At 65.0% G+C, this 18,474-nt stretch carries 18 protein-coding genes and 1 tRNA gene; 15 read left to right on the top strand and 4 right to left on the bottom strand.

Translation table 11 applies throughout. The annotated features are described in order from the left end of the window. From EWH12_RS06020 to EWH12_RS06005, 4 genes are all read left to right on the top strand, one after another. Entirely contained in the window at positions 1-1,041 is a 1,041-nt protein-coding gene (locus EWH12_RS06020) for a hypothetical protein (RefSeq protein ID WP_129926008.1), read from the top strand. Then, positions 1,042-1,950, top strand: coding sequence for an OmpA family protein (locus EWH12_RS06015; RefSeq protein ID WP_129926007.1), 909 nt, complete (start codon positions 1,042-1,044; stop codon positions 1,948-1,950). It abuts the gene before it with no gap. A 4-nt stretch (positions 1,951-1,954) separates the two neighbouring features. After that, the gene (locus EWH12_RS06010; RefSeq protein WP_129926006.1) at positions 1,955-2,494 is read left to right on the top strand and encodes a hypothetical protein; all 540 of its coding nucleotides are present in this window, start codon (positions 1,955-1,957) and stop codon (positions 2,492-2,494) included. Positions 2,495-2,616: 122 nt separating this feature from the next. Next, positions 2,617-3,120, top strand: a complete 504-nt coding sequence (locus EWH12_RS06005; protein ID WP_242495963.1) for a thermonuclease family protein — start codon at positions 2,617-2,619, stop codon at positions 3,118-3,120. Between the two features lie 57 nt (positions 3,121-3,177). Here EWH12_RS06005 and EWH12_RS06000 read toward each other — a convergent pair whose 3' ends face one another. Continuing rightward, the gene (locus tag EWH12_RS06000; protein ID WP_129926005.1) at positions 3,178-3,801 is read right to left on the bottom strand and encodes a plasmid pRiA4b ORF-3 family protein; all 624 of its coding nucleotides are present in this window, start codon (positions 3,799-3,801) and stop codon (positions 3,178-3,180) included. A 316-nt stretch (positions 3,802-4,117) separates the two neighbouring features. Beyond that, positions 4,118-4,207, bottom strand: a tRNA-Ser gene (locus EWH12_RS05995). A gap of 123 nt (positions 4,208-4,330) precedes the next feature. Between EWH12_RS05995 and hspQ the strand changes: the two genes are divergently transcribed. The 5 genes from hspQ (at position 4,331) to EWH12_RS05970 (ending at position 9,204) form a co-directional block, all read left to right on the top strand. Then, a complete protein-coding gene (hspQ, locus tag EWH12_RS05990) occupies positions 4,331-4,702 on the top strand; it encodes a heat shock protein HspQ (protein WP_066606248.1) in 372 nt (123 codons plus the stop codon). Next, on the top strand, positions 4,659-5,438 hold the full coding sequence (locus tag EWH12_RS05985; protein WP_129926004.1) for a GDSL-type esterase/lipase family protein: 780 nt from the start codon (positions 4,659-4,661) through the stop codon (positions 5,436-5,438). The genes hspQ and EWH12_RS05985 overlap by 44 nt, the downstream gene beginning before the upstream one ends. A gap of 120 nt (positions 5,439-5,558) precedes the next feature. Further along, on the top strand, positions 5,559-7,499 hold the full coding sequence (locus EWH12_RS05980; protein ID WP_129926075.1) for an OPT family oligopeptide transporter: 1,941 nt from the start codon (positions 5,559-5,561) through the stop codon (positions 7,497-7,499). Between the two features lie 102 nt (positions 7,500-7,601). Beyond that, positions 7,602-7,760, top strand: a complete 159-nt coding sequence (locus EWH12_RS05975) for a DUF3606 domain-containing protein (protein WP_129926074.1) — start codon at positions 7,602-7,604, stop codon at positions 7,758-7,760. 352 nt (positions 7,761-8,112) lie between these two features. Next, a complete protein-coding gene (locus EWH12_RS05970) occupies positions 8,113-9,204 on the top strand; it encodes a phytase (RefSeq protein ID WP_242495962.1) in 1,092 nt (363 codons plus the stop codon). Between the two features lie 49 nt (positions 9,205-9,253). Here EWH12_RS05970 and EWH12_RS05965 read toward each other — a convergent pair whose 3' ends face one another. Together EWH12_RS05965 and queF are read right to left on the bottom strand one after the other, a co-directional pair. Next, positions 9,254-11,908 carry a M1 family metallopeptidase gene (locus EWH12_RS05965; RefSeq protein ID WP_129926003.1) on the bottom strand — a complete coding sequence of 885 codons (2,655 nt, stop codon included), beginning with the start codon at positions 11,906-11,908 and terminating at the stop codon, positions 9,254-9,256. 178 nt (positions 11,909-12,086) lie between these two features. After that, positions 12,087-12,548 (bottom strand): preQ(1) synthase, encoded by a 462-nt coding sequence (queF, locus tag EWH12_RS05960; protein WP_066606263.1) that lies wholly within the window; start codon positions 12,546-12,548, stop codon positions 12,087-12,089. A gap of 88 nt (positions 12,549-12,636) precedes the next feature. On the opposite strand from queF, the gene EWH12_RS05955 reads away from it, so the two are divergent. From EWH12_RS05955 to EWH12_RS05930, 6 genes are all read left to right on the top strand, one after another. Next, positions 12,637-13,932 (top strand): hypothetical protein, encoded by a 1,296-nt coding sequence (locus tag EWH12_RS05955; RefSeq protein WP_242495961.1) that lies wholly within the window; start codon positions 12,637-12,639, stop codon positions 13,930-13,932. A 72-nt stretch (positions 13,933-14,004) separates the two neighbouring features. Next, positions 14,005-14,850: a sulfurtransferase gene (locus EWH12_RS05950; protein WP_129926002.1), complete on the top strand. Its 846-nt coding sequence runs from the start codon at positions 14,005-14,007 to the stop codon at positions 14,848-14,850. Then, positions 14,847-16,076 carry a cystathionine beta-lyase gene (gene metC, locus EWH12_RS05945; RefSeq protein WP_129926001.1) on the top strand — a complete coding sequence of 410 codons (1,230 nt, stop codon included), beginning with the start codon at positions 14,847-14,849 and terminating at the stop codon, positions 16,074-16,076. The genes EWH12_RS05950 and metC overlap by 4 nt, the downstream gene beginning before the upstream one ends. Before the next feature lie 15 nt (positions 16,077-16,091). After that, positions 16,092-17,351 (top strand): mechanosensitive ion channel family protein, encoded by a 1,260-nt coding sequence (locus EWH12_RS05940; RefSeq protein WP_066607422.1) that lies wholly within the window; start codon positions 16,092-16,094, stop codon positions 17,349-17,351. A gap of 82 nt (positions 17,352-17,433) precedes the next feature. Further along, the gene (locus tag EWH12_RS05935; protein WP_129926000.1) at positions 17,434-17,955 is read left to right on the top strand and encodes a sterol desaturase family protein; all 522 of its coding nucleotides are present in this window, start codon (positions 17,434-17,436) and stop codon (positions 17,953-17,955) included. Between the two features lie 54 nt (positions 17,956-18,009). Then, positions 18,010-18,363, top strand: coding sequence for a GIY-YIG nuclease family protein (locus tag EWH12_RS05930; protein ID WP_066606270.1), 354 nt, complete (start codon positions 18,010-18,012; stop codon positions 18,361-18,363). Positions 18,364-18,474 lie beyond the last annotated feature (111 nt).

The following is an 18,474-nucleotide window of genomic DNA, read 5'->3' as shown; positions in this document are numbered from 1 at the left end:
GTGCGGGCTGATCAGGCTGGCGACAACTGCTACTATCTGGGGCTGATCTACACGCTGGCGAGCCTGTCCTATGCCATCGGCACCTTCGATCCCAACGACACCGCCTCGACGATCGTCCAGGGCTTCGGTATTGCACTCGCGACGACCATCTTCGGCCTGATCCTGCGGGTATTCTTCAGCCAAGGGCGGCCGGACCTGGAGAACGTGGAGGAGCAGGCGCGGCTCGAGCTTACCGATGCGTCGACGCGTCTGAAGACGGAGCTGCGCGAAGCGGCTCGCCAGATGAAGGACTTCACGGTTGGCCTGCAGCAGTCGCTCACCGAGACTCACCAAGCTGCCAACCAGAGCATGGAAGCGTTCACCAAGGCATCGGTAGATGGCCTGAGCAGCGTGGTCGAAATGGCCAATGAGGCCATCCGCGGAGAAGCGAACGACTTCGCCGCCCGCTCTAAGAAATATGAAGTCGCCTTCGGAAAACTGCTGAGCAAGCTCGAAAGCCACTCGGACAGTCTGGACGCGATCGGAATGGCGCACGACAAATTGCGCGAAGCTGCCGAACTCGCTCAGGGTGCAGTAGCGACGTCGAACGCGTATCTGTTGGACCTCTCCGGAGCGGCACGTGACGCCAGCACAGCTATCGACAGCGTCCGCACGACCAGCGCTGCCACAAGCGAATCCGCGGAACGGATGCGAACGGCCGTAGGCGAACTGGAGACCGGCGTGCGCTCGGTGATCAGCGAGACCGAGAAACAGCTGGCCCTGCTCCGCAGCGGGCCCGGGGAGGCCGTGGACGCGGCCTTGGTTGCGCTAGGAGATGCCTCGCGAGCGCTAAACGATGAGCTGACGAAGCTCGCATCCACGCACGGACAACTCAGCACCGACCTGAGCGAGCAGAGCAAGATGGCGCTCGCATCGGCCCAACGTCACGCCGAAGCGCTCGAGAAGGAGCTCGCCAGGTCAAGGGAGGCCACCACCCAGGTGCACGGTTCGCTGGTCCACATGACCGACGCGTTGGCCCGCCAGGTCGAAGGACGCGCCTAAGTGTCGCAGTACGATATCCGTCAGGACAAGCCGTATCGGCGAGGCCTCGTTCTCGGCATGACCATGGCCGAGATCATGATCTTACTAATCTTCGTGCTGCTGATGGCCCTGGCCGCAGCACTGGCAACCCGCGAGCGGAAGCTCCAAGCCTTTGCCGACGGCACCGCCAGCCGGCTCGTCGAGGCGATGCAAGAGGCCTATCCCAACGCATCGACACCGGATGAATACTACAAGGAACTGGTGCGGGCCATCGAGGCGCGACAACAGATCGAGAAGGTCGGCGAAACGGCCGCGCAGGACAGTCTTCTTGAAGATGCCAAGCTGGGCCGCGACGCTCGCCAGGCGGCCCAGAAAGCCGGTGCCAAGGATCCCGCCAGGTACGTCGAAGAGGCCATAGACAAGGCGAGGAAGGGCAAGAAGGGGGAGTGGCCCCCCTTCTTCAGCCTGAGCGAAGCGGGCGGCTACTACTTCGAGAGCGGCAAGGCGACGCTTCGGCCCGATTTCGAGCGCAAGCTCCGCTCCTCCGTTATCCCGGCGCTGCGCAAGAACATCGAGGATTATGGAGTCGATGTCGTCGAAGTAATCGGGCACACCGATGAAGTGCCGATGGTGGGTACCAGCAATCTCGACGCGACGCTGATCAAGGCCTCGGCAAACCAACTTCCGACGGAGGCTTTGCGATCTACCGATAATGCGGGACTGGCCATTGCGCGCGCGGTCGCGGTGGTCAAAATCCTGCGAGCCGATCCGCGTCTGCGCGAGGTCACGATCCTCCCGCTTTCGGGGGCGCAGATGATCGTCCCTGTCGACCAGGTGGCAGACGGTACGGCTACCAAGAGCGATCAACTGCGCCGGCGCATCGAGATTCGCCTGCGCCGATCGACGGAGCAAGCCACTGCAGCCAACTGAGGCCTTGGAGCGGATCGAACATAACCTAGCCCGCATGCGCAGGGCATTGGCAGCGCATGCTCAACGCACGGCCCGGGCGCCAATTCCTGATCGGGAGGTGCCATCACCAGCGACTCAAGGATCCACCCTCGTCCCCGATCTTGCTCCCTTTCACCTGCCCCCGACGTCCGATGTGCTCGCCATTCCGACTGGCGATTTGTTGGTCACAACATGCGAGGTCTCCAACTCGATCGATGAAACCAGTGAGCCTGCACCTGAGGGAGTCGAAACAGCTGCACCGGTTCTGCACACACCAAATGAGATGGCTCTGGAGATGGAGTGGGCATCCAACGGGGCCCAACTGGGATCCTCCGGGACGCGGGCAACGGCCGAGCAGCTGCCGCCCGAGCAGCTTTCGTCACCAATTGATCTGACGGAGATCGCTGCTGTTACGGTCGAGACCGAACAGTCGTCGTCGATCAAAAGCGACGTCTGCACGGAGGCGGATTTCGCACCGAAACTCTCGTTCTGGGCCAAGATGAAGCGGATGGTCATGAGGCGATGAGATCGACACATCGAAGAAAAAGGCCTTCGAGGTTCAATCCACGCCTCGATCCGCGCATTCGCAGGCAAGACCCAAATCCGAAGCGGTTGATTACACGCGGAGGCATCGCAGGGCTGGCCATTGTGACGGCCCTTTTCATCTCGGGCATGGTGCTCGCTTACTGGTCGCGAACCGGCAATCCGGTCGCCAGCGCAGAGCAGGCGAAGTCAGCGGAGATGCCGCAACTCTCGCCCGCCAATGCGGTGCAACCCCGCCCTACTGGCGGTACAAGCAACATGGTCTCCGAGACGTTCTCGCACTGCGGTCTCGTTCGGCGCACGTGCGTGGTCGATGGCGATACATTCTGGCTCCATGGCCAGAAGATTCGGATGGCCGATATTGACACGCCGGAAGTGAGCCAGCCGCAATGTGCTGCCGAGAAGGCGCTCGGTAACCGGGCCACCGACCGGCTTATCGTTCTCCTCAACCAGGGGCCGTTCGAGATGACCCCGATCAGAGATCGGGACGAAGACCAATACGGGCGCAAACTTCGGGTCATTGTACGTGCGGGCCGGTCGCTCGGCGACCAGCTGGTTGCCGAGGGTCTCGCGCGCACCTGGACAGGGCGACGGGAACCTTGGTGCTAAACTGCCCCGCGCGATCGAGGACAAGCGTATCCATCCAGTGAAGTCCGCTCCGCGTGATCAATCATTCGCAGGCTTGATGATGCGCTTGGCGGCCGCGTTGCGACGGGCAGCAATACGGCCAAGCGCAACCTCGATCGGGAACACGTCCAGTTCTTCGGGGTCATAGCCATCGAGCCATTCTGCGACGTCCGCATGGCCTGGGTGCTTGGGGTCGACCCGTGCTTCAAGCATCTCGTAGAAACCGGGGATGCCGCCACAGTCCTCTGGCGGGCAGTCGCGCTCGCCGGCAATTAAGCGGGGATAGCCAGTTCCGGGCGCGCCTGCCCGGACGTCGCTGACAACGAGGCTGTGCTCCCAGCTGTCGCCAAAATCGTAGATGTAGTCGATCCGGGTGGTGTCGCCTGTCAGCACATCACGCAAGCGAACCCTATCTGCCACCTTCCGGGGCGCGGTACCAAAGTCCTCGTCCATCGGCAGGCCGTAGGTCTTCCCGTCGATCACCATCTCCCAGAGGTGATAATCGCACCAGCCCATCGAGACCTGAACAATATCGTGCAGCACCTTCAGGGTGATGGACGTAGGCACTTCAACCACGCGCCAGATCAGCGGATCGGAGCCCATAAGCTCGATGCGCAGAGTGGCGATTTCAGTGAAGCTGTCGATAGCTCTGCGGGTCGTCATGCCGGGATCCATAGCAGACTGCGTGGCTTTTGGCTGCTGCCGCGAGCAAATACCACCAGTTGCATTCCCGCTTGCCTGCCGAGATTGGGCGCAAAAGGTTTGGTTGAACGAAAGCCAGAAAACCTTGGATTTACGTCGTTTCTGGAGACCGAACCTTTTCCGACGAGGTTCGGGTGAAAAGAGACAAAAGCCGGTCAGAGACCGATTTCGGCGATTTCGGCAGTCTCTGAGGTTCGGTCGCCACTGGCAAAACCGCGCGGAACCTGGGGATTTTCTGGCCTCGCGAGGCCCACCTCATTGATTCGCATTGAGATGTTGGCGGAGAGGGTGGGATTCGAACCCACGGTACCCTCTCGGGCACGCCGCATTTCGAGTGCGGTGCATTCGACCACTCTGCCACCTCTCCGCAGAAGGTCCAGCCTGCGCCGTCCCGGTCGAGGGGCGGCCATTAGCGAATGAAATCATACTTGCCAAGCGGCCTTTCCGGTATTTTTCTTGTGTCCGCGCAGCAGCATCCTAAATTGGGGGGATGAAAGACACGATTCAGATTTTCGGCGCCGGCGTCATCGCCCCGCCGATCGTCCATGCCCGCTTCAATATCGGCGATGTCGTCAAGCATCGCCTGTTCGGCTTTCGCGGCGTCGTGTTCGATATCGATCCGGTCTTCGCCAATAGCGAGGAATGGTATGAGGCGATTCCCGAAACCGCGCGGCCCGACAAGGACCAGCCCTTCTATCATCTGCTCGCCGAAAATGGCGAATCCAGCTATGTCGCCTATGTCAGCCAGCAAAATCTGGTCACCGACGACAGCGACGAGCCGGTCGATCATCCCGCCATCACCGGCATGTTCGGCCCCTATGCGGACGGCAAATATCGCCTGCGCCCGCTCCACCGCCATTAAGGGCGCGGGCCTGCGCCGGACGGCGCTGCCGACATTGCTCGCCTGCGCGCTGGCGGTCCCCGCCATCGCCGCGCCGCCGCCTGCTCGCCCTGCCCCCGTTCCCAATGCCGACCCGACCTTCCCCTTCTCCAACGAGGTGGAGGCTTTCGCCAAAGCCAACAGCGCCAGTACGCCTGTGCGCGACGCCACCCTGTTTCTGGGCAGTTCCAGCATCCGGCTGTGGGACATAGCGGGCAGCTTCGCCGATATCGACACCGTCAATCGCGGCTTCGGCGGCGCGACCACCGCCCATGTCCTCCATTATTACAGGCGGCTGCTGCCGCCTGTCCCGCCCCGCTCGGTGGTCGTTTATGTGGGGGAGAACGACTTGGCCGCCGGTGCGACGCCGGATGCCGTGTCGCGCGACATCCTCGCTCTGCTCAAGCGGCTGCGCGCGGATTATCCGCGCGCAGCCATCGCCTGGCTCTCGCTCAAGCCCAGCCCGATCCGCTGGACGCTCTGGCCAAAGATGGCGCAGGTCAACGCCGCCATCGCCGCGCGCGCCAAGCGCGACGGCTTCTCCTATATCGACGTCGGCGCCGTGCTGCTGGCGCGCGATGGCCTGCCCGACGCCTCGCTCTTCCGCCCCGACGGACTGCACATGAACGCGCGCGGCTATCAGCGCTGGACAGGGCTGGTGGACGACTGGCTCGACCATGCCGCCCCCACGACCGGCGCGCGTCCAAACGCATCCTGATCGCACTTTCTGATTGATCCACAGCCAAGCAACATTATTACCAGCCACTATATAAGCGCCAAGCCAAGGGGACGACGGGTGACAATGGAAGCCAAGGGCCGGGGAGCGCCAACCGGCGCGATGGCCGAACTGACGCTGCGCGGGGTCATTCTCGGCGCGCTCATCACCCTCATCTTCACCGCGGCAAATGTGTATCTCGGCCTCAAAATCGGCCTGACCTTCGCTACCTCCATCCCCGCGGCCGTCATCTCCATGGCGGTGCTGCGGCTGTTTTCGACCGGCACGATCCTGGAAAACAACATCGTCCAGACGATCGCGTCCGCCGCGGGCACCCTCTCGGCGATCATCTTCGTGCTGCCGGGCCTGGTCATCATCGGCTGGTGGCAGGGCTTTCCCTACTGGCTGTCGGCCTGCACCATCGCGCTGGGCGGCATATTGGGCGTCATGTATTCGGTGCCGCTGCGCCGCGCGCTCGTCACCGGTTCCGACCTCCCCTATCCCGAAGGCGTCGCCGCCGCCGAAGTGCTGAAGGTCGGCGCGGGTTCGCGCGAGGGGCTGGAGGAAAACCGCCGCGGCCTCGCCGCGATCGTCGCCAGCGCGATCGCCGCCGCCAGCTTCTCGATCATCGCCAAGACGAAAATCCTGGCCGAAGAAGCCGCCACCTTCTTCAAATTCGGCGCGGGCGCGACGTCGGTTTCCACCAGCTTTTCGATGGCGCTGATCGGCGTCGGCCATCTCGTCGGCTTCTCGGTCGGCGTCGCCATGTTCATCGGCCTGCTCATCAGTTGGGTAGGCATCGTGCCATATCTCACCACCCCCGTCCCCGCCGGCGCTGACCTGGCGGATCTGGTCGGCACTACCTTCCGCACGAAGGCGCGTTTCATCGGCGCGGGCACGATCGGCGTCGCCGCGATCTGGACCCTGCTCAAGATCCTCGGCCCGATCGTCAGCGGCATCCGCTCCGCGCTGGTCGCCAACGCCGCGCGCCGGTCGGGCAATGGCGCGATGCTGGAATTGACCGAGCGCGACCTGCCCATCTCCATCGTCGGCGGCACGATCCTCGCCGCGCTCGTCCCCATCGGCTTCCTGCTCTGGATCTTCGCCCAGGGTGGCCCGATCGCCGACAATCCGGTGCCGATCATCGGCCTGACGCTGGCCTATGTGCTGGTCGCGGGCATCATCATCGCGTCGGTCTGCGGCTATATGGCGGGCCTGATCGGCGCGTCGAACAGCCCGATTTCGGGCGTCGGCATCCTCGCCGTGCTGGGCGCGTCGCTGATGCTGGCCGCCATCTACGGATCGGGCGGCGGCGACCCGCAGCAGACGCAGGCACTGATCGCCTATGCCCTGTTCACCACCGCGATCGTGTTCGGCATCGCGACCATCTCCAACGACAATCTGCAAGACCTCAAGACCGGCCAGTTGGTCGGCGCGACTCCGTGGAAGCAGCAGATCGCGCTGATCCTGGGCGTATTGTTCGGCGCGCTGGTGATTCCGCCGGTCCTCGACCTGCTCAACAGCGCCTTCGGTTTCGCCGGCGCGCCCGGCGCCGGGCCGAACGCGCTGCCCGCGCCGCAGGCGGCGCTCATCTCCGCGCTGGCCAAGGGCGTGCTGGGCGGCGATCTCGACTGGGGGCTGATCGGCATCGGCGCGGGGATCGGCGCGGTCGTGGTGCTGGTCGATGAACTGCTGGGCCGGGCGGGCAAGCTGCGCCTGCCCCCGCTCGCGGTCGGCATGGGCATCTACCTGCCGATGGCGCTGACCCTGCTGATCCCCGTCGGCGCGGTGATCGGACATTTCTACAACCGCTGGTCGCTGCGCCAGGCGAACCCGGAATTCGCCGAACGCATGGGCGTGCTGATGGCCACCGGCTTCATCGTCGGCGAAAGCCTGTTCGGCGTCGCCTTCGCCGGCATCGTCGCCAGCACCGACAGCGATGCGCCTCTGGCGCTGGTGGCGGAAAATCATCTGGCCGTGCCGCTCGCGATCCTGATCTTCGCCGGGGTTATCGCCGCGCTCTACGCCAAGCTCAAAAATTGGGCCAGCAGCCCGCTCAGCTAAGCCTTCCCCGGTCACCTGTCCCAAAGGGAAGCGGAAAAGCGCCGCCATTTATGCGTTTGTATCTGTCCTATGAGACAGGCACCAAAGATCAGCGACCCGGACATGGAAGCAGACCGCGTCACATTGGATAATGAAGCGGCGATCCTCTACTGGACCTCCCGCTTCGACGTATCGCCGGAAGAATTGGCGGAAGCGGTCGATGTCGTGGGCGACAGCGTCGATGCTGTCGCCGCCCATCTCAATACGGGTCGCCGGCAATGAAATGGCGCTGCGGCTGCTACATCGCTTAAAACCAGTATTTGGAGCGTCGTGCAGGAAAGCAGGGACCGATTTTTGCTTAAAACGATGCGATAACCAGAACTTAAAGCACGCGCCCTGTATCATTGAATGCAGCTTGCTCTGGCGCAATTCATCCGGCGCAACCGGGTCAACCGCGCCATGGTCGCAATTCTTTGCATCCGCTGTTTCCAAATAGTTTAATTGACCCGCGATACCGTTCTGTAGCATTCCACCGCCACATGGAAACAGGACTTCTGATAAAATGATCCGAAAAAGAAGAGCGTCATTTCATGCTCCGATATCTGACCCCATCATCAACCACGAAAAGGCTTCCATGACCGGATCGTGCAATATATATTATAGTTCGATGATTGCCTGTTTCGCTTTTATTACATTGTCCGCTTGCGCCACCGCCGAAGTGGAAATTCCGGTCGCCGTTCGCATCGCCAATGCGACCCCCGCCGTGTCGGTTACGGCGCGCGGCGAAACCACCCCGGTCGGCACCGCGAACGCCGACGCGGCAGACGATCCGGCGATCTGGCGCAACGCCGCCAACCCGGCGCAAAGCCTGATCGTGGGCACCGACAAGAAAGCCGGCCTCTATGTCTATGGCCTCGACGGCAAGACCCGCGCCTTTCTGGACGCCGGCCGGGTCAACAATGTCGATCTGAAGGACGGCGTGGCGATCGGCGGAGCGCCCGGCATCCTGGTGGCCGCCAGCGACCGCAACGACATCGCCCATGCGAAGATCGCGCTCTTTCGCCTCGACCCCGCCACCGCGACACTGACCGCGCTGGGCAAGGTCGATGGCGGCGCGGGCGAAGCCTATGGCGTCTGCCTTGGCCGGGACGCGGGCATCCTGTCCGCCTTCATCGTGCTGAAGGACGGCACGATCAACCAGGTCGCGATCGACGCCAACAGCGCGACGCCCAGCGGCAAGATCGTCCGCACTATGAAGCTCGGCACCCAGTCGGAAGGCTGCGCCGTCGATGACCGCACCGGCACCCTCTATGTGGCGGAGGAGGATGTCGGCCTCTGGCGCTTCGACGCGCGCGCCGCCGGATCGACCATGCCGACCAAGATCGCAGCGGCCGATGACAAGAACCTGGTCATGGATGCCGAAGGCCTCGCCATCGCGCCCGTGGGCGACAAGGACGGCTATGTCCTCGTCTCCAGCCAGGGCGACAATGCCTATGTCGTCTACAAGCTGAGCGACGACTCCTATGTCGGCCGCTTCCGCGTGGTCGACGGGGTCGTTGGCGGGTCGGAGGAAACCGACGGCATCGAACTGATGCTGGGCGATTTCGGCCCTGCCTATCCGGGCGGCCTGTTCATTGCGCAGGACGGCCATAATGCGGCGGCGGCCCAGAATTTCAAACTGGTCGCCTGGGACGACATCGCCAAGGCGCTGGGGTTGCCGCAGTAACCGGCTGGAATAAGGGCGGCCCTTTTTTTCGAGCCGCCCTTTTTATTTCCTACCTCTTGCCCGCGAACCAGGCGGTCAGCGGCGCCTGCAACCGGCTCCGCGTCTCGATCCGCGTCTTGATCGCGGAGATGGCGCGATCCACCACCTTGCGCGATTCGGGCGTCAGATATTGGGTGGCATAGGCGTCCAGCTTGGTCGCCATCGCCGGATCGGCCGACCCGCCGCCGAGGCGCGCCAGCGCCTGGCTCCGCGCCGACACGTCGATCAGCGCCTCATATTGCGCGCGGTGCGCCAGCACATAATCGACCGCCAGCATCGGATGCTCGGAACCCACAGCGCTGATGATCGCCGCGCTCGTGGTCTTGCCCGGCTCATCGGTCATGGCGAGGTCGAGCGCCTGCGCCGCCAGCTTTTCGTCCTTCGCGCCGCCCAGCAGCGCATAGGTGCTGCTCTTTTCCAGGTCGGTCGCCGCGCCCTTGGCCATCGCGCGCAGCTTGTCCCAGGTCGCCTGATCGGCATTTTTGGCGATGATCGAGAGCCATGTGTTGCGCAGCGGCCCATCGAGCAGCGCCGGTTGGGCGAAGCGGCGATTGGCTTCCGCCACCACGGCCTTGTCGCCCATGTCGCCCAGCGTCGCCACTAGCGCCTGGCGCAGCACCGGCGCCTGCGCCGCCTCGCCCGGCTTGGCGTCATAGCCGATCCCCGCCAGCACCGGCCCCAGCTTGGCCGAACCATAGGCGGCGACGCGCGCCTGCGCCGCCTTGTCGCTTTCCAGCATCGCATGGGCACTGGCGATATACTCCGGCACCTCCGCCAGCACGGCGGGGCTGGCGGTGGCGGGCACGGCGTCCACCAGGTCCATCGCCAGCCCGATCGGCTGATAGCCGCCCAGCCCCAGTTGGAAATTGTCCGCAAGCAAGCCGGTCTGGTCGATGCTGGCCAGCTTGGTGAAATCCTTCGCCAGCGCCTTCACATTGGCCGCCGGATAGAGCGAGCGATAATAGCCCGTCTGCCCCGCATTGACGACATAGGCGCCGCAGCCCGGCAGCGTTACCGTGCCCTTGCCCTGCAAAATCAGACGCTGCGCTTCGCCGCCGATGGTCTGCGCCTTGACCGGCACGTTCCAGCGCAGCGGCGTCTTGCTCTTCTGGTCGCGGCTAAATTCGCCCTGGCTCAGCGTCAGGACGGTCGATCCACCCTTGCAGACCGCGCTGTCGACGGTGACCAGCGGGATGCCCGGCTGCGACGTAAAGTCATGCGCGATCGAAACCAGCCCCGTGGCGCCCGCGCCCTCGACCGATTTCCACAGGTCGTCGGTCACGGTGTTTCCGTAGGCATGCGCCTTCATATAGGCTTGGATGCCCGCCTTCCATGCGTCCTCGCCGGCATAGCCTTCCAGCATGGTGATGACCGCCTCACCCTTCTGATAGGTGATGGCGTCGAACGCCTGGTTCACCTGATCGACGGTGGTGATCTTCTGCACAACGGCATGGGTGGTGGCGAGCGAATCGAGGCTCATCGCCGCCTCGCGCCCGTCCACGCGGGTCAGCAGCATTTCCCAGTCGGGTTGCAGCTTGTCGGTCACCTTGGTCGCCATCCAGCTGGCGAACCCCTCATTCAGCCACAGATCGTCCCACCAGGCCATGGTGACGAGGTCGCCGAACCACTGATGCGCCATTTCATGCGCGACCGTTTCGTAGATGCGACGCTTGGTCGCTTCCGACGTGAAGCGCGGATCGACCAGCAAGGCGCGCTCGAAGGTGAAGATCGCCCCCCAATTCTCCATCGCGCTGAAAAACTGGCTCTGGCCGGGGCCAGCGACATTATCCAGCTTGGGCAGCGGATAGGGCGTACCGAAATAATCGTTGAAATAGGGCAGGATGCTGGCCGACGCATCGAGAGCCAGTTGCGCCTTGCCGGTATTGCCTTTGCCGACGATCACGCCGACTTCGGTATTGCCCGCCATCTTGGTCGCCCGGTCCAGTTCGCCCAGCCCGAAGAACAGCAGGTAGGAGGACATTTTGGGGCTGGTGCCGAACGTCACCAGCTTCTTGCCGCCGCCCAGATCCTTAGTCGCCTTGACCGGCATGTTGCCGACCGCCAGTTGGTCGGCGGGAACGACCGCGGACAGGTCGAACGTCGCCTTATAGCTCGGCTCGTCCCAGCTCGGCACGAAGCGGCGTGCGTCGGGCGCTTCGAACTGGGTGAAGAGCGCGCGCTTCGCCGCGCCGGCATTGTCGGTATAGTCGAGCGCGAACAGGCCGTTCGCTTGTTGGTTGATGATGCCGGCATAAACGATGTCGAGCTTGTAGCTGCCCGGCTGGATCGGTTTGCCGAAATCCAGGCTGACGGTCTGCGCGTCCGCGTCGATCCGGGCGGCGCCCTTGATCGCCTTGCCCTTTGCCGGCGTCAGCATCACGGACGAAACGGTCAGGTCGGCGGCGTTCAGCACCAGCGCCGGCAGCGCGGTCGCGACGCTGACATCGATCGTCACCTTGCCGCTGAATTTCAGGTTCGCCGCATCGGGCGTCACTTGAATCGCATAATGGCTGGGCGCCGCGCCGCGCGGCAATTGCGTGGTGATCCCGGCGGCGGGGCCGGTGGGCGTGGAACCGGGCGTTGGCGCGCTTTGCGCCAGGGCGGGGGCCGCAATGGCGATGGGCGCAGCCGCGATCAGCAGCGGCAGGATGGTCTTGAGGGGCATAGGATGAAGACTCCGACACGTCTTGGGAGCGCATGAAATCATGTCTCACGCGCAATAAACGCGGGATCGGCCGTTTCGCTGCATCGGTCAAGCGATGGCGTACGGCCGGCATGTCGTTGGTCGAACCCTGTTGTCCGTTGGTCAAACAGGGCCGACCCGCCCCATCTCCGTTCGGGATTTACCCCCGCCCTCTATATCCCGGCACATCCTGCGCCGGCAGCCACAGGCCCGCTGGCGGCTCGCCCGATTGCCAGAAGACGTCGATCGGGATGCCGCCGCGCGGATACCAGTATCCGCCGATGCGCAACCAGACAGGGTCCATTTCGGCGAACAACCGCTCGCCAATGCCCACGGTGCAATCCTCGTGAAACGCCGCATGGTTGCGGAACGCGCCCAGGAACAGCTTGAGCGATTTCGATTCGACGATCGTCGCGCCCGGCGCATAATCGATCACCAGATGGGCGAAATCGGGCTGCCCGGTCACCGGGCAGAGCGAGGTGAATTCGGGCGCGGTGAAGCGCACCAGATAGGGTTTGCCGGGGCGCGGATTGGGCACATAATCCAGCACGGCCGCTTCCGGGCTGGCGGGAAGGGCGCTGCTCTGCCCCAGATGCAGGGGCGCGGTGGGAAGGTCAGTCATGCCCGGCCATCTACGCGATTGCACGCCTGATGTCATCGGCCTGCATTGTTCACTTGCGGTTCAGCCATTCTTATGCCTTGGCAGGACCATGGGGTCTTACATTCGTCCGTCGTCTTTCGCCGTGCTGCTGCTGGCATTTACTGCGCTGTCCGCCGCGCCCGTCCATGCCCAGCAAGCATCGGAAACCGCCCCCGGCTTCCAACTGCCGCCCGCCAACACGACGCCCGCGCCCAATCCCAACCGGCAGGGTCCGGAACTCAACGTCTATCGCGATCCCGTCACGCCCAGCGTTACGCCCCCGGTCGTAGCACCCACGGTGACGCTGCCGCCCGTCACGGTGCAGCCGACGCCGCAGCCCAGCCGCCCGCGCCCTGCCCCACCTGCGACGCCGTCGGAAACGCCCCTCACGCCGCGTCCCACCGATCGCGCGACGCTGCCGCCCGCGCAGCCGACGCGCCAGCCCGAAGCCGCACCCGCCGCCGCCACGCCGGCGCAGCCCGCGCCCGACGACGCCCCGGCCAACGCCAGCGCCCCGGTCGCGCCAACGCTCCAGCCACCTCCCGCGCCCGCGACCAATGCCACGGACAGTCCGGAACCGGCCGCCGCGCCCGCCCCGACGGCGGAAGACGCCAGTCCCCTGTCCCTGCCCTGGATCATCGGCGGCCTGCTCGCCCTGGCCGTGCTGGCCGCCGCCTTTATGCTACGCCGCCGCCGTCCGACCGCGGAACCGCTCGCCGAACCGGCTGCGGAACCCTTAGCCGATCCAGTCGCCCCGCCCGCCGCGCCACCACCGCCTGCCGACACCGTGCGACTCACCCCCGCCGCCCCCGCCACCGCGCGCGCGCCCACGTCCGCCCCGGCCGAGCGTCCCTGGCTCGACATGGACATGACCGTGTCGCAGGCGCGCTATTCGCTGATGGGCGTCACGATCAGCTACAGCCTGATCCTGCACAATCGCGGCGACCGCCCGGCGCAGGACGTGCTGGTGCGCGGCATATTGGGCAATGGCGGCGCGCAGCAGCAGGCCCTGCTCAACGGCTTCTTCACCGGCGACGATGGCCTGCCACTGCATAGCGCCGTATCAATCGCATCGGGCGAAACGCTACAGCTTGCGGGCGAGCTGCGCCTGTCGCCCGACCAGATCGTGCCGGTGACGATGGGCCAGCGCAGCCTGCTGATCCCGCTGGCCGCCTTCGACGCCGCCTATCGCTGGGGGCCGCAGGATGGCGATCCGGTCGAACAGGGCCGCACCGCCCGCGCCTTCATCGTCGGGCAGGAGCAGGAGCCGCCGGCCGAGCGCCTCGCCCCGCTCCGCCTGGACCAGGGCCCGCGCCAATATCGCCGCCCCGCCGCCCGCGCCGCGGCGGAACTTACGCCGGCCTGATAGGCGCAACGCCCTTTAATCCCTTGCCGTCCCGCTCTAAGACAGGCGCGAACAAGGGCCGAAGGATGCCGCATGACCATTTTCCTGTCCACCGCAGACCTCGCTGCCCAGCTTGGCCAGCCCGACCTCGTCATCCTCGACGCCAGCCTGTTCCTGCCCGGCACCCCGCGCGACCCGCGCGCCGAATATGAAGCCGCCCATATCCCCGGCGCGGTCTTTCTCGACCTGCCGACGCTCAACGATCCCGCGGACCCGACCCCCGGCATGTTGCCCTCCGACGATCTCATGACGCAGCGTGTCCAGGCGCTGGGAATCTATCCCGACAGCCGCATCGTCGTTTATGACAACAGCCCCACCCACAGCGCCGCGCGCGGCTGGTGGATGATGCGCCTTTACGGCCTGGGCGCATCCGCAGCGATCCTCGACGGCGGCCTGCCCAAATGGCTGGCGGAGGGCCGCCCGACGCAGAGCGGCGCGGCAACGCCCGCCCCCGGCACCGCCATCGCCCGTCGCGCAGCCGGCCAGGTCCGCACCAAGGCGGACCTGATCGCCAATGTCGCGAGCGGCGCGGAACAGGTGCTCGACGCGCGCGGCGCGGGCCGCTTCACGGGCGCAGAGGCCGAACCGCGCCCCGGCATGGCGTCGGGCCACATCCCCGGATCGCGCAACCTCCCCTCCTCCGCGCTGTTCAATCCGGACAACAGCATGAAGGCGGGCGACGAACTGCGCGCGCTGTTCGAGGGCGCGGGCATCGACCCGGCCGCTCCGGTCATCACAACCTGCGGCAGCGGCGTCACCGCCGCGATCCTGCTCGCGGGCCTCGAAACGCTCGGCAACGACGCCGTCACCCTCTATGACGGGAGCTGGTCGGAATGGGGCTTCGACCCGGTCACGCCCAAGGCGACGGGCGCAGCATGAGCGAAGACGCTTCCGGCAAGGATGGGCGCAGGCCCCTCACCAAACTCGCGCAAGCCGGCCGCAAGCCCGAATGGACCGGGATGCCCGGCCAGCCCGGCGCGATCGTCAGCCCGCCTGTCTGGCGCGCCTCGACCATCCTCTATGACAATGTCGCCCATCTGCGCAAAGCCGCGGGCAGCAGCACCCACGAACGGCTTTTCTACGGGCGCAAGGGCACGCCGACCGCCTGGTCCCTTGCCGACGCGCTCACCGAAATGGAGCCGGGCGCGGAAGGCACGATGCTCTACCCGTCGGGCGTCGCGGCGATCGCCTGCGCGCTGATGGCCGTCCTCAAGCCCGGCGACCGGCTGCTGATGGTGGACAGCGCCTATGACCCGACCCGCAATTTCTGCACGCAATTGCTGGATAATTACGGTATCGAAACGATCTATTATGATCCCACAGCCGTCTCACTTGATGTCTATCTTGAAGGCGGCCCGATCCGTGCCCTCTTCCTCGAAAGCCCCGGCAGCCTGACCTTCGAGGTGCAGGATATCCCTGCGCTGACCGCCTGGGCGAAGACGAACGGCGTCGTCACCCTGCTCGACAATAGCTGGGCGACGCCGCTCTATTTCCCGGCGCTCAGCCATGGCGTCGATATCTCCATCCTCGCCTGCACCAAATATATCGTCGGCCATAGCGACGTGATGATGGGCTCCGTCACCGCCACCCCCGACTGGTTCGCCAAAATCCGCCAGACCGCCTATGTCTTCGGCCAGATGGTCAGCCCCGACGACGCCTGGCTGGCCAGCCGCGGCCTGCGCACGCTGGGGCTGCGGCTGCAACAGCATCAGGACAGCGCGCTCGCCATCGCCCGCTGGCTCAGCGCCCAGGCGGACGTCGCTCGCGTCCTCCACCCGGCGCTCCCCGACTGCCCCGGCCACGCGCTGTGGCAACGGGATTTCAGCGGTTCGACCGGCCTCTTCACCGTCATCCTGAACGGCGGCGACGATGCGGCTCGCGCCGCCCTGATCGACGGCCTCGCCCATTTCGGCATCGGCTATAGCTGGGGCGGCTTCGAAAGCCTGGCCCTGCCCGTCGATCCCGCCCGCTACCGCAGCGCCACACGATGGAGCGCGCAAGGTCCGGCGATCCGCCTCCATATCGGCCTGGAAGACCCGGCCGACCTGATCGCGGACCTCGACGCCGGCCTCGACCGCTTCCGGGCGATACGGGACGCCGGCTAGAAAATGACCCCGCCGATGACCCCTGGCGCCACCCATTTGCTGGCGCTCTTGCCCGGCGACCCGGACATCGTCCACCCGATGGTCGCGCTGCTGCTCGCCATTGTGCTTTATGCCGCCGCCTGGGCCATCGGCCGCGCCCTCGCCCCGCGCCTGCGCCATCGCCTGCCGCCGCTGGGCGACGCGCTGGCCGGCCATGTCCGCGCCATCCTGCGCCACGGCGTCGCCGCCTTGCTGCTGGCGCTGGCGCTCATCCTCTGGCCGACCGGCTCTATCGCCCATCTCGTCGTCGGCGCCATGCTGGGCGGCGCAGTGGCGCTGCTCGCCACCCATATATTGCGCGGCCTCGCCATCCCGCGCTGGGCGGTCGCCCCACTCGCGCTCATCCTCTTCATCCTGATCGTGTCGGGCAGCAGCGGCGGCATCGCCCCGGTGGGCGAAATGCTCGACCGGATCGGCGTCACCCTGGGCAAGCGGCGCATCACCCTGCTCGGCCTGCTCTCGATCGCCGCCACCTGCGTCGCGCTATTCGCCGCGGTGCGCCTGGCCAACCGGGTGATCGGCCGCTCGATCCAGAAGACCGACGGCTTCGATCCGACGCAAAAGCTGCTGGCGCAGAAACTCGCCGCCATCACCGTGGTCGTCGCCGCCTTCTTCATCGGCGTCGACTTGCTGGGCATCGACCTTACCGCCTTCGCGGTATTCTCCGGCGCGCTGGGTCTTGCCATCGGTTTCGGCCTGCAAAAAACCTTCGGCAACCTCATCGCCGGCATCATCCTGCTGATGGACCGATCGATCAAGCCGGGCGACGTCATCGTCGTGGGCGACAGTTTCGGCTGGGTGAACAAGATCGGCGTCCGCGCCGTCTCCGTCATTACCCGCGACGGCAAGGAACATCTGATTCCCAACGAGAATCTGATGACGCAGGAGGTGGAGAACTGGTCCTATTCCGACCGCAACGTCCGCGTCCGCATCCCTATCGGCATTGCCTTCGACTCCGATCTGCAACTCGCCCAGCAACTCATGCTCCAGGCCGCGCAGGACAGCCCCCGCGTATTGCGCAATCCCAAGCCCAATGTCTGGCTCACCGGCTTTGGCGAAAGCCGGGTCGAGCATGACATTTTGGTGTGGATCAGCGATCCCGAAGGCGGCGTGGGCAATGTGAAGTCGGACGTATTGGGCCGCGTCTGGCAGTTGTTTCGCGACAATGATATCGCCATTCCCTACCCGCAGCGCGTCATCCACCACGCCCCGGACACGCCATCCAGCCCGCCTTAGGACCGACTGGCCATAACGCAATTTGTCCATAGGAATGATAGGAGGGTCGCCTCGTCCCGCCACAGCGCCTATATGCGTCAGCATGTCGCCCATCGCCCTCTGCCTCATCTTCCTCGCCACGCTCACCGCGATGGAGGGCTTTGCCTATGTCATGCACCGCTGGGTGATGCACGGCCCCGGCTGGTTCCTCCACGCCAGCCACCACCGCCCGCGTACCGGCTTTTGGGAAGCGAACGACCTCTATTTCGTGATCTTCGCCCTGCCCTCCATCCTGCTGCTGCTCGGTGGCGTGCAATGGGGCTGGGGCAGTTGGGCGACCGCGGTCGGCGCGGGCATCGCCGCCTATGGCGCCATCTATCTGGGCTTTCACGACATCATCGTGCATCAGCGGGTGAAGCACCGCTATGTCGCCCGCTCCCGCTACATGAAGCGCATCGTCCAGGCCCACCGCCTGCACCATGCCGTCGAAACGAAACATGGTACGGTCAGCTTCGGCTTCCTGATCGCTCCACATCCGACCGCGCTGAAACAAGCATTGGCACAGCACGGCCGCCAGGGCGTGCGCGCGGCGAAGGGGCTGGAGGATGCGGGCGCGAGGGACTGATTTGGGTGCAGAGGGGAATGGCGGATTTACGGGCGCAAATGCCGTAGAGCGAGCATAAAATTCACCGTCACCCCAGCGAAGGCTGGGGTCTCAGGCGGCGGTGCGCTACGGTGGGACATGGCACGGGGCGGCTACACCTACATCATGACCAACAAGCCGAGGGGCGTTCTTTATATCGGCGTCACAGCCGACATCGCTGCGCGCGCCGAACAACATCGAAACGGCACTGGATCGGCTTTTTGCAAGACATACGGGCTGACCCGCCTGGTTCTGGTCGAGCCACATGATGACATCACGCTCGCTATCGCCCGCGAGAAAGCACTCAAAGCCTGGAAGCGGGAATGGAAAATCCGGCTTGTGGAAGAGAGCAATCCAGGTTGGCGCGATATGTCAGACGTTATTTTCTGACCGCCTGAGACCCCAGCCTTCGCTGGGGTGACGATAAGTGGAATGGCCGCTTCCAAGTAATGACGCCCGCATATTTTGAAAACCGCAAATGGTCGCCTATGGCCATCACTC

This window comes from Sphingobium cupriresistens (genome assembly GCF_004152865.1).
Taxonomy (GTDB): domain Bacteria; phylum Pseudomonadota; class Alphaproteobacteria; order Sphingomonadales; family Sphingomonadaceae; genus Sphingobium; species Sphingobium cupriresistens.
Note: the sequence above shows the minus strand (reverse complement) of the source record. Positions and strands in the feature narration are given on the sequence as shown.

Excerpts from the sequence above, each read along its gene's own strand:
- EWH12_RS06000 (WP_129926005.1), bottom strand. The coding sequence starts at position 3,801 with ATGACGACCCGCAGAGCTATCGACAGCTTCACTGAAATCGCCACTCTG.
- hspQ (WP_066606248.1), top strand. The coding sequence starts at position 4,331 with ATGAAAGACACGATTCAGATTTTCGGCGCCGGCGTCATCGCCCCGCCG.
- EWH12_RS05985 (WP_129926004.1), top strand. The coding sequence starts at position 4,659 with ATGCGGACGGCAAATATCGCCTGCGCCCGCTCCACCGCCATTAAGGGC.
- EWH12_RS05980 (WP_129926075.1), top strand. The coding sequence starts at position 5,559 with ATGGCCGAACTGACGCTGCGCGGGGTCATTCTCGGCGCGCTCATCACC.
- EWH12_RS05975 (WP_129926074.1), top strand. The coding sequence starts at position 7,602 with ATGGAAGCAGACCGCGTCACATTGGATAATGAAGCGGCGATCCTCTAC.
- EWH12_RS05970 (WP_242495962.1), top strand. The coding sequence starts at position 8,113 with ATGACCGGATCGTGCAATATATATTATAGTTCGATGATTGCCTGTTTC.
- EWH12_RS05965 (WP_129926003.1), bottom strand. The coding sequence starts at position 11,908 with ATGCCCCTCAAGACCATCCTGCCGCTGCTGATCGCGGCTGCGCCCATC.
- queF (WP_066606263.1), bottom strand. The coding sequence starts at position 12,548 with ATGACTGACCTTCCCACCGCGCCCCTGCATCTGGGGCAGAGCAGCGCC.
- EWH12_RS05955 (WP_242495961.1), top strand. The coding sequence starts at position 12,637 with ATGGGGTCTTACATTCGTCCGTCGTCTTTCGCCGTGCTGCTGCTGGCA.
- EWH12_RS05950 (WP_129926002.1), top strand. The coding sequence starts at position 14,005 with ATGACCATTTTCCTGTCCACCGCAGACCTCGCTGCCCAGCTTGGCCAG.
- metC (WP_129926001.1), top strand. The coding sequence starts at position 14,847 with ATGAGCGAAGACGCTTCCGGCAAGGATGGGCGCAGGCCCCTCACCAAA.
- EWH12_RS05940 (WP_066607422.1), top strand. The coding sequence starts at position 16,092 with ATGACCCCTGGCGCCACCCATTTGCTGGCGCTCTTGCCCGGCGACCCG.
- EWH12_RS05935 (WP_129926000.1), top strand. The coding sequence starts at position 17,434 with ATGTCGCCCATCGCCCTCTGCCTCATCTTCCTCGCCACGCTCACCGCG.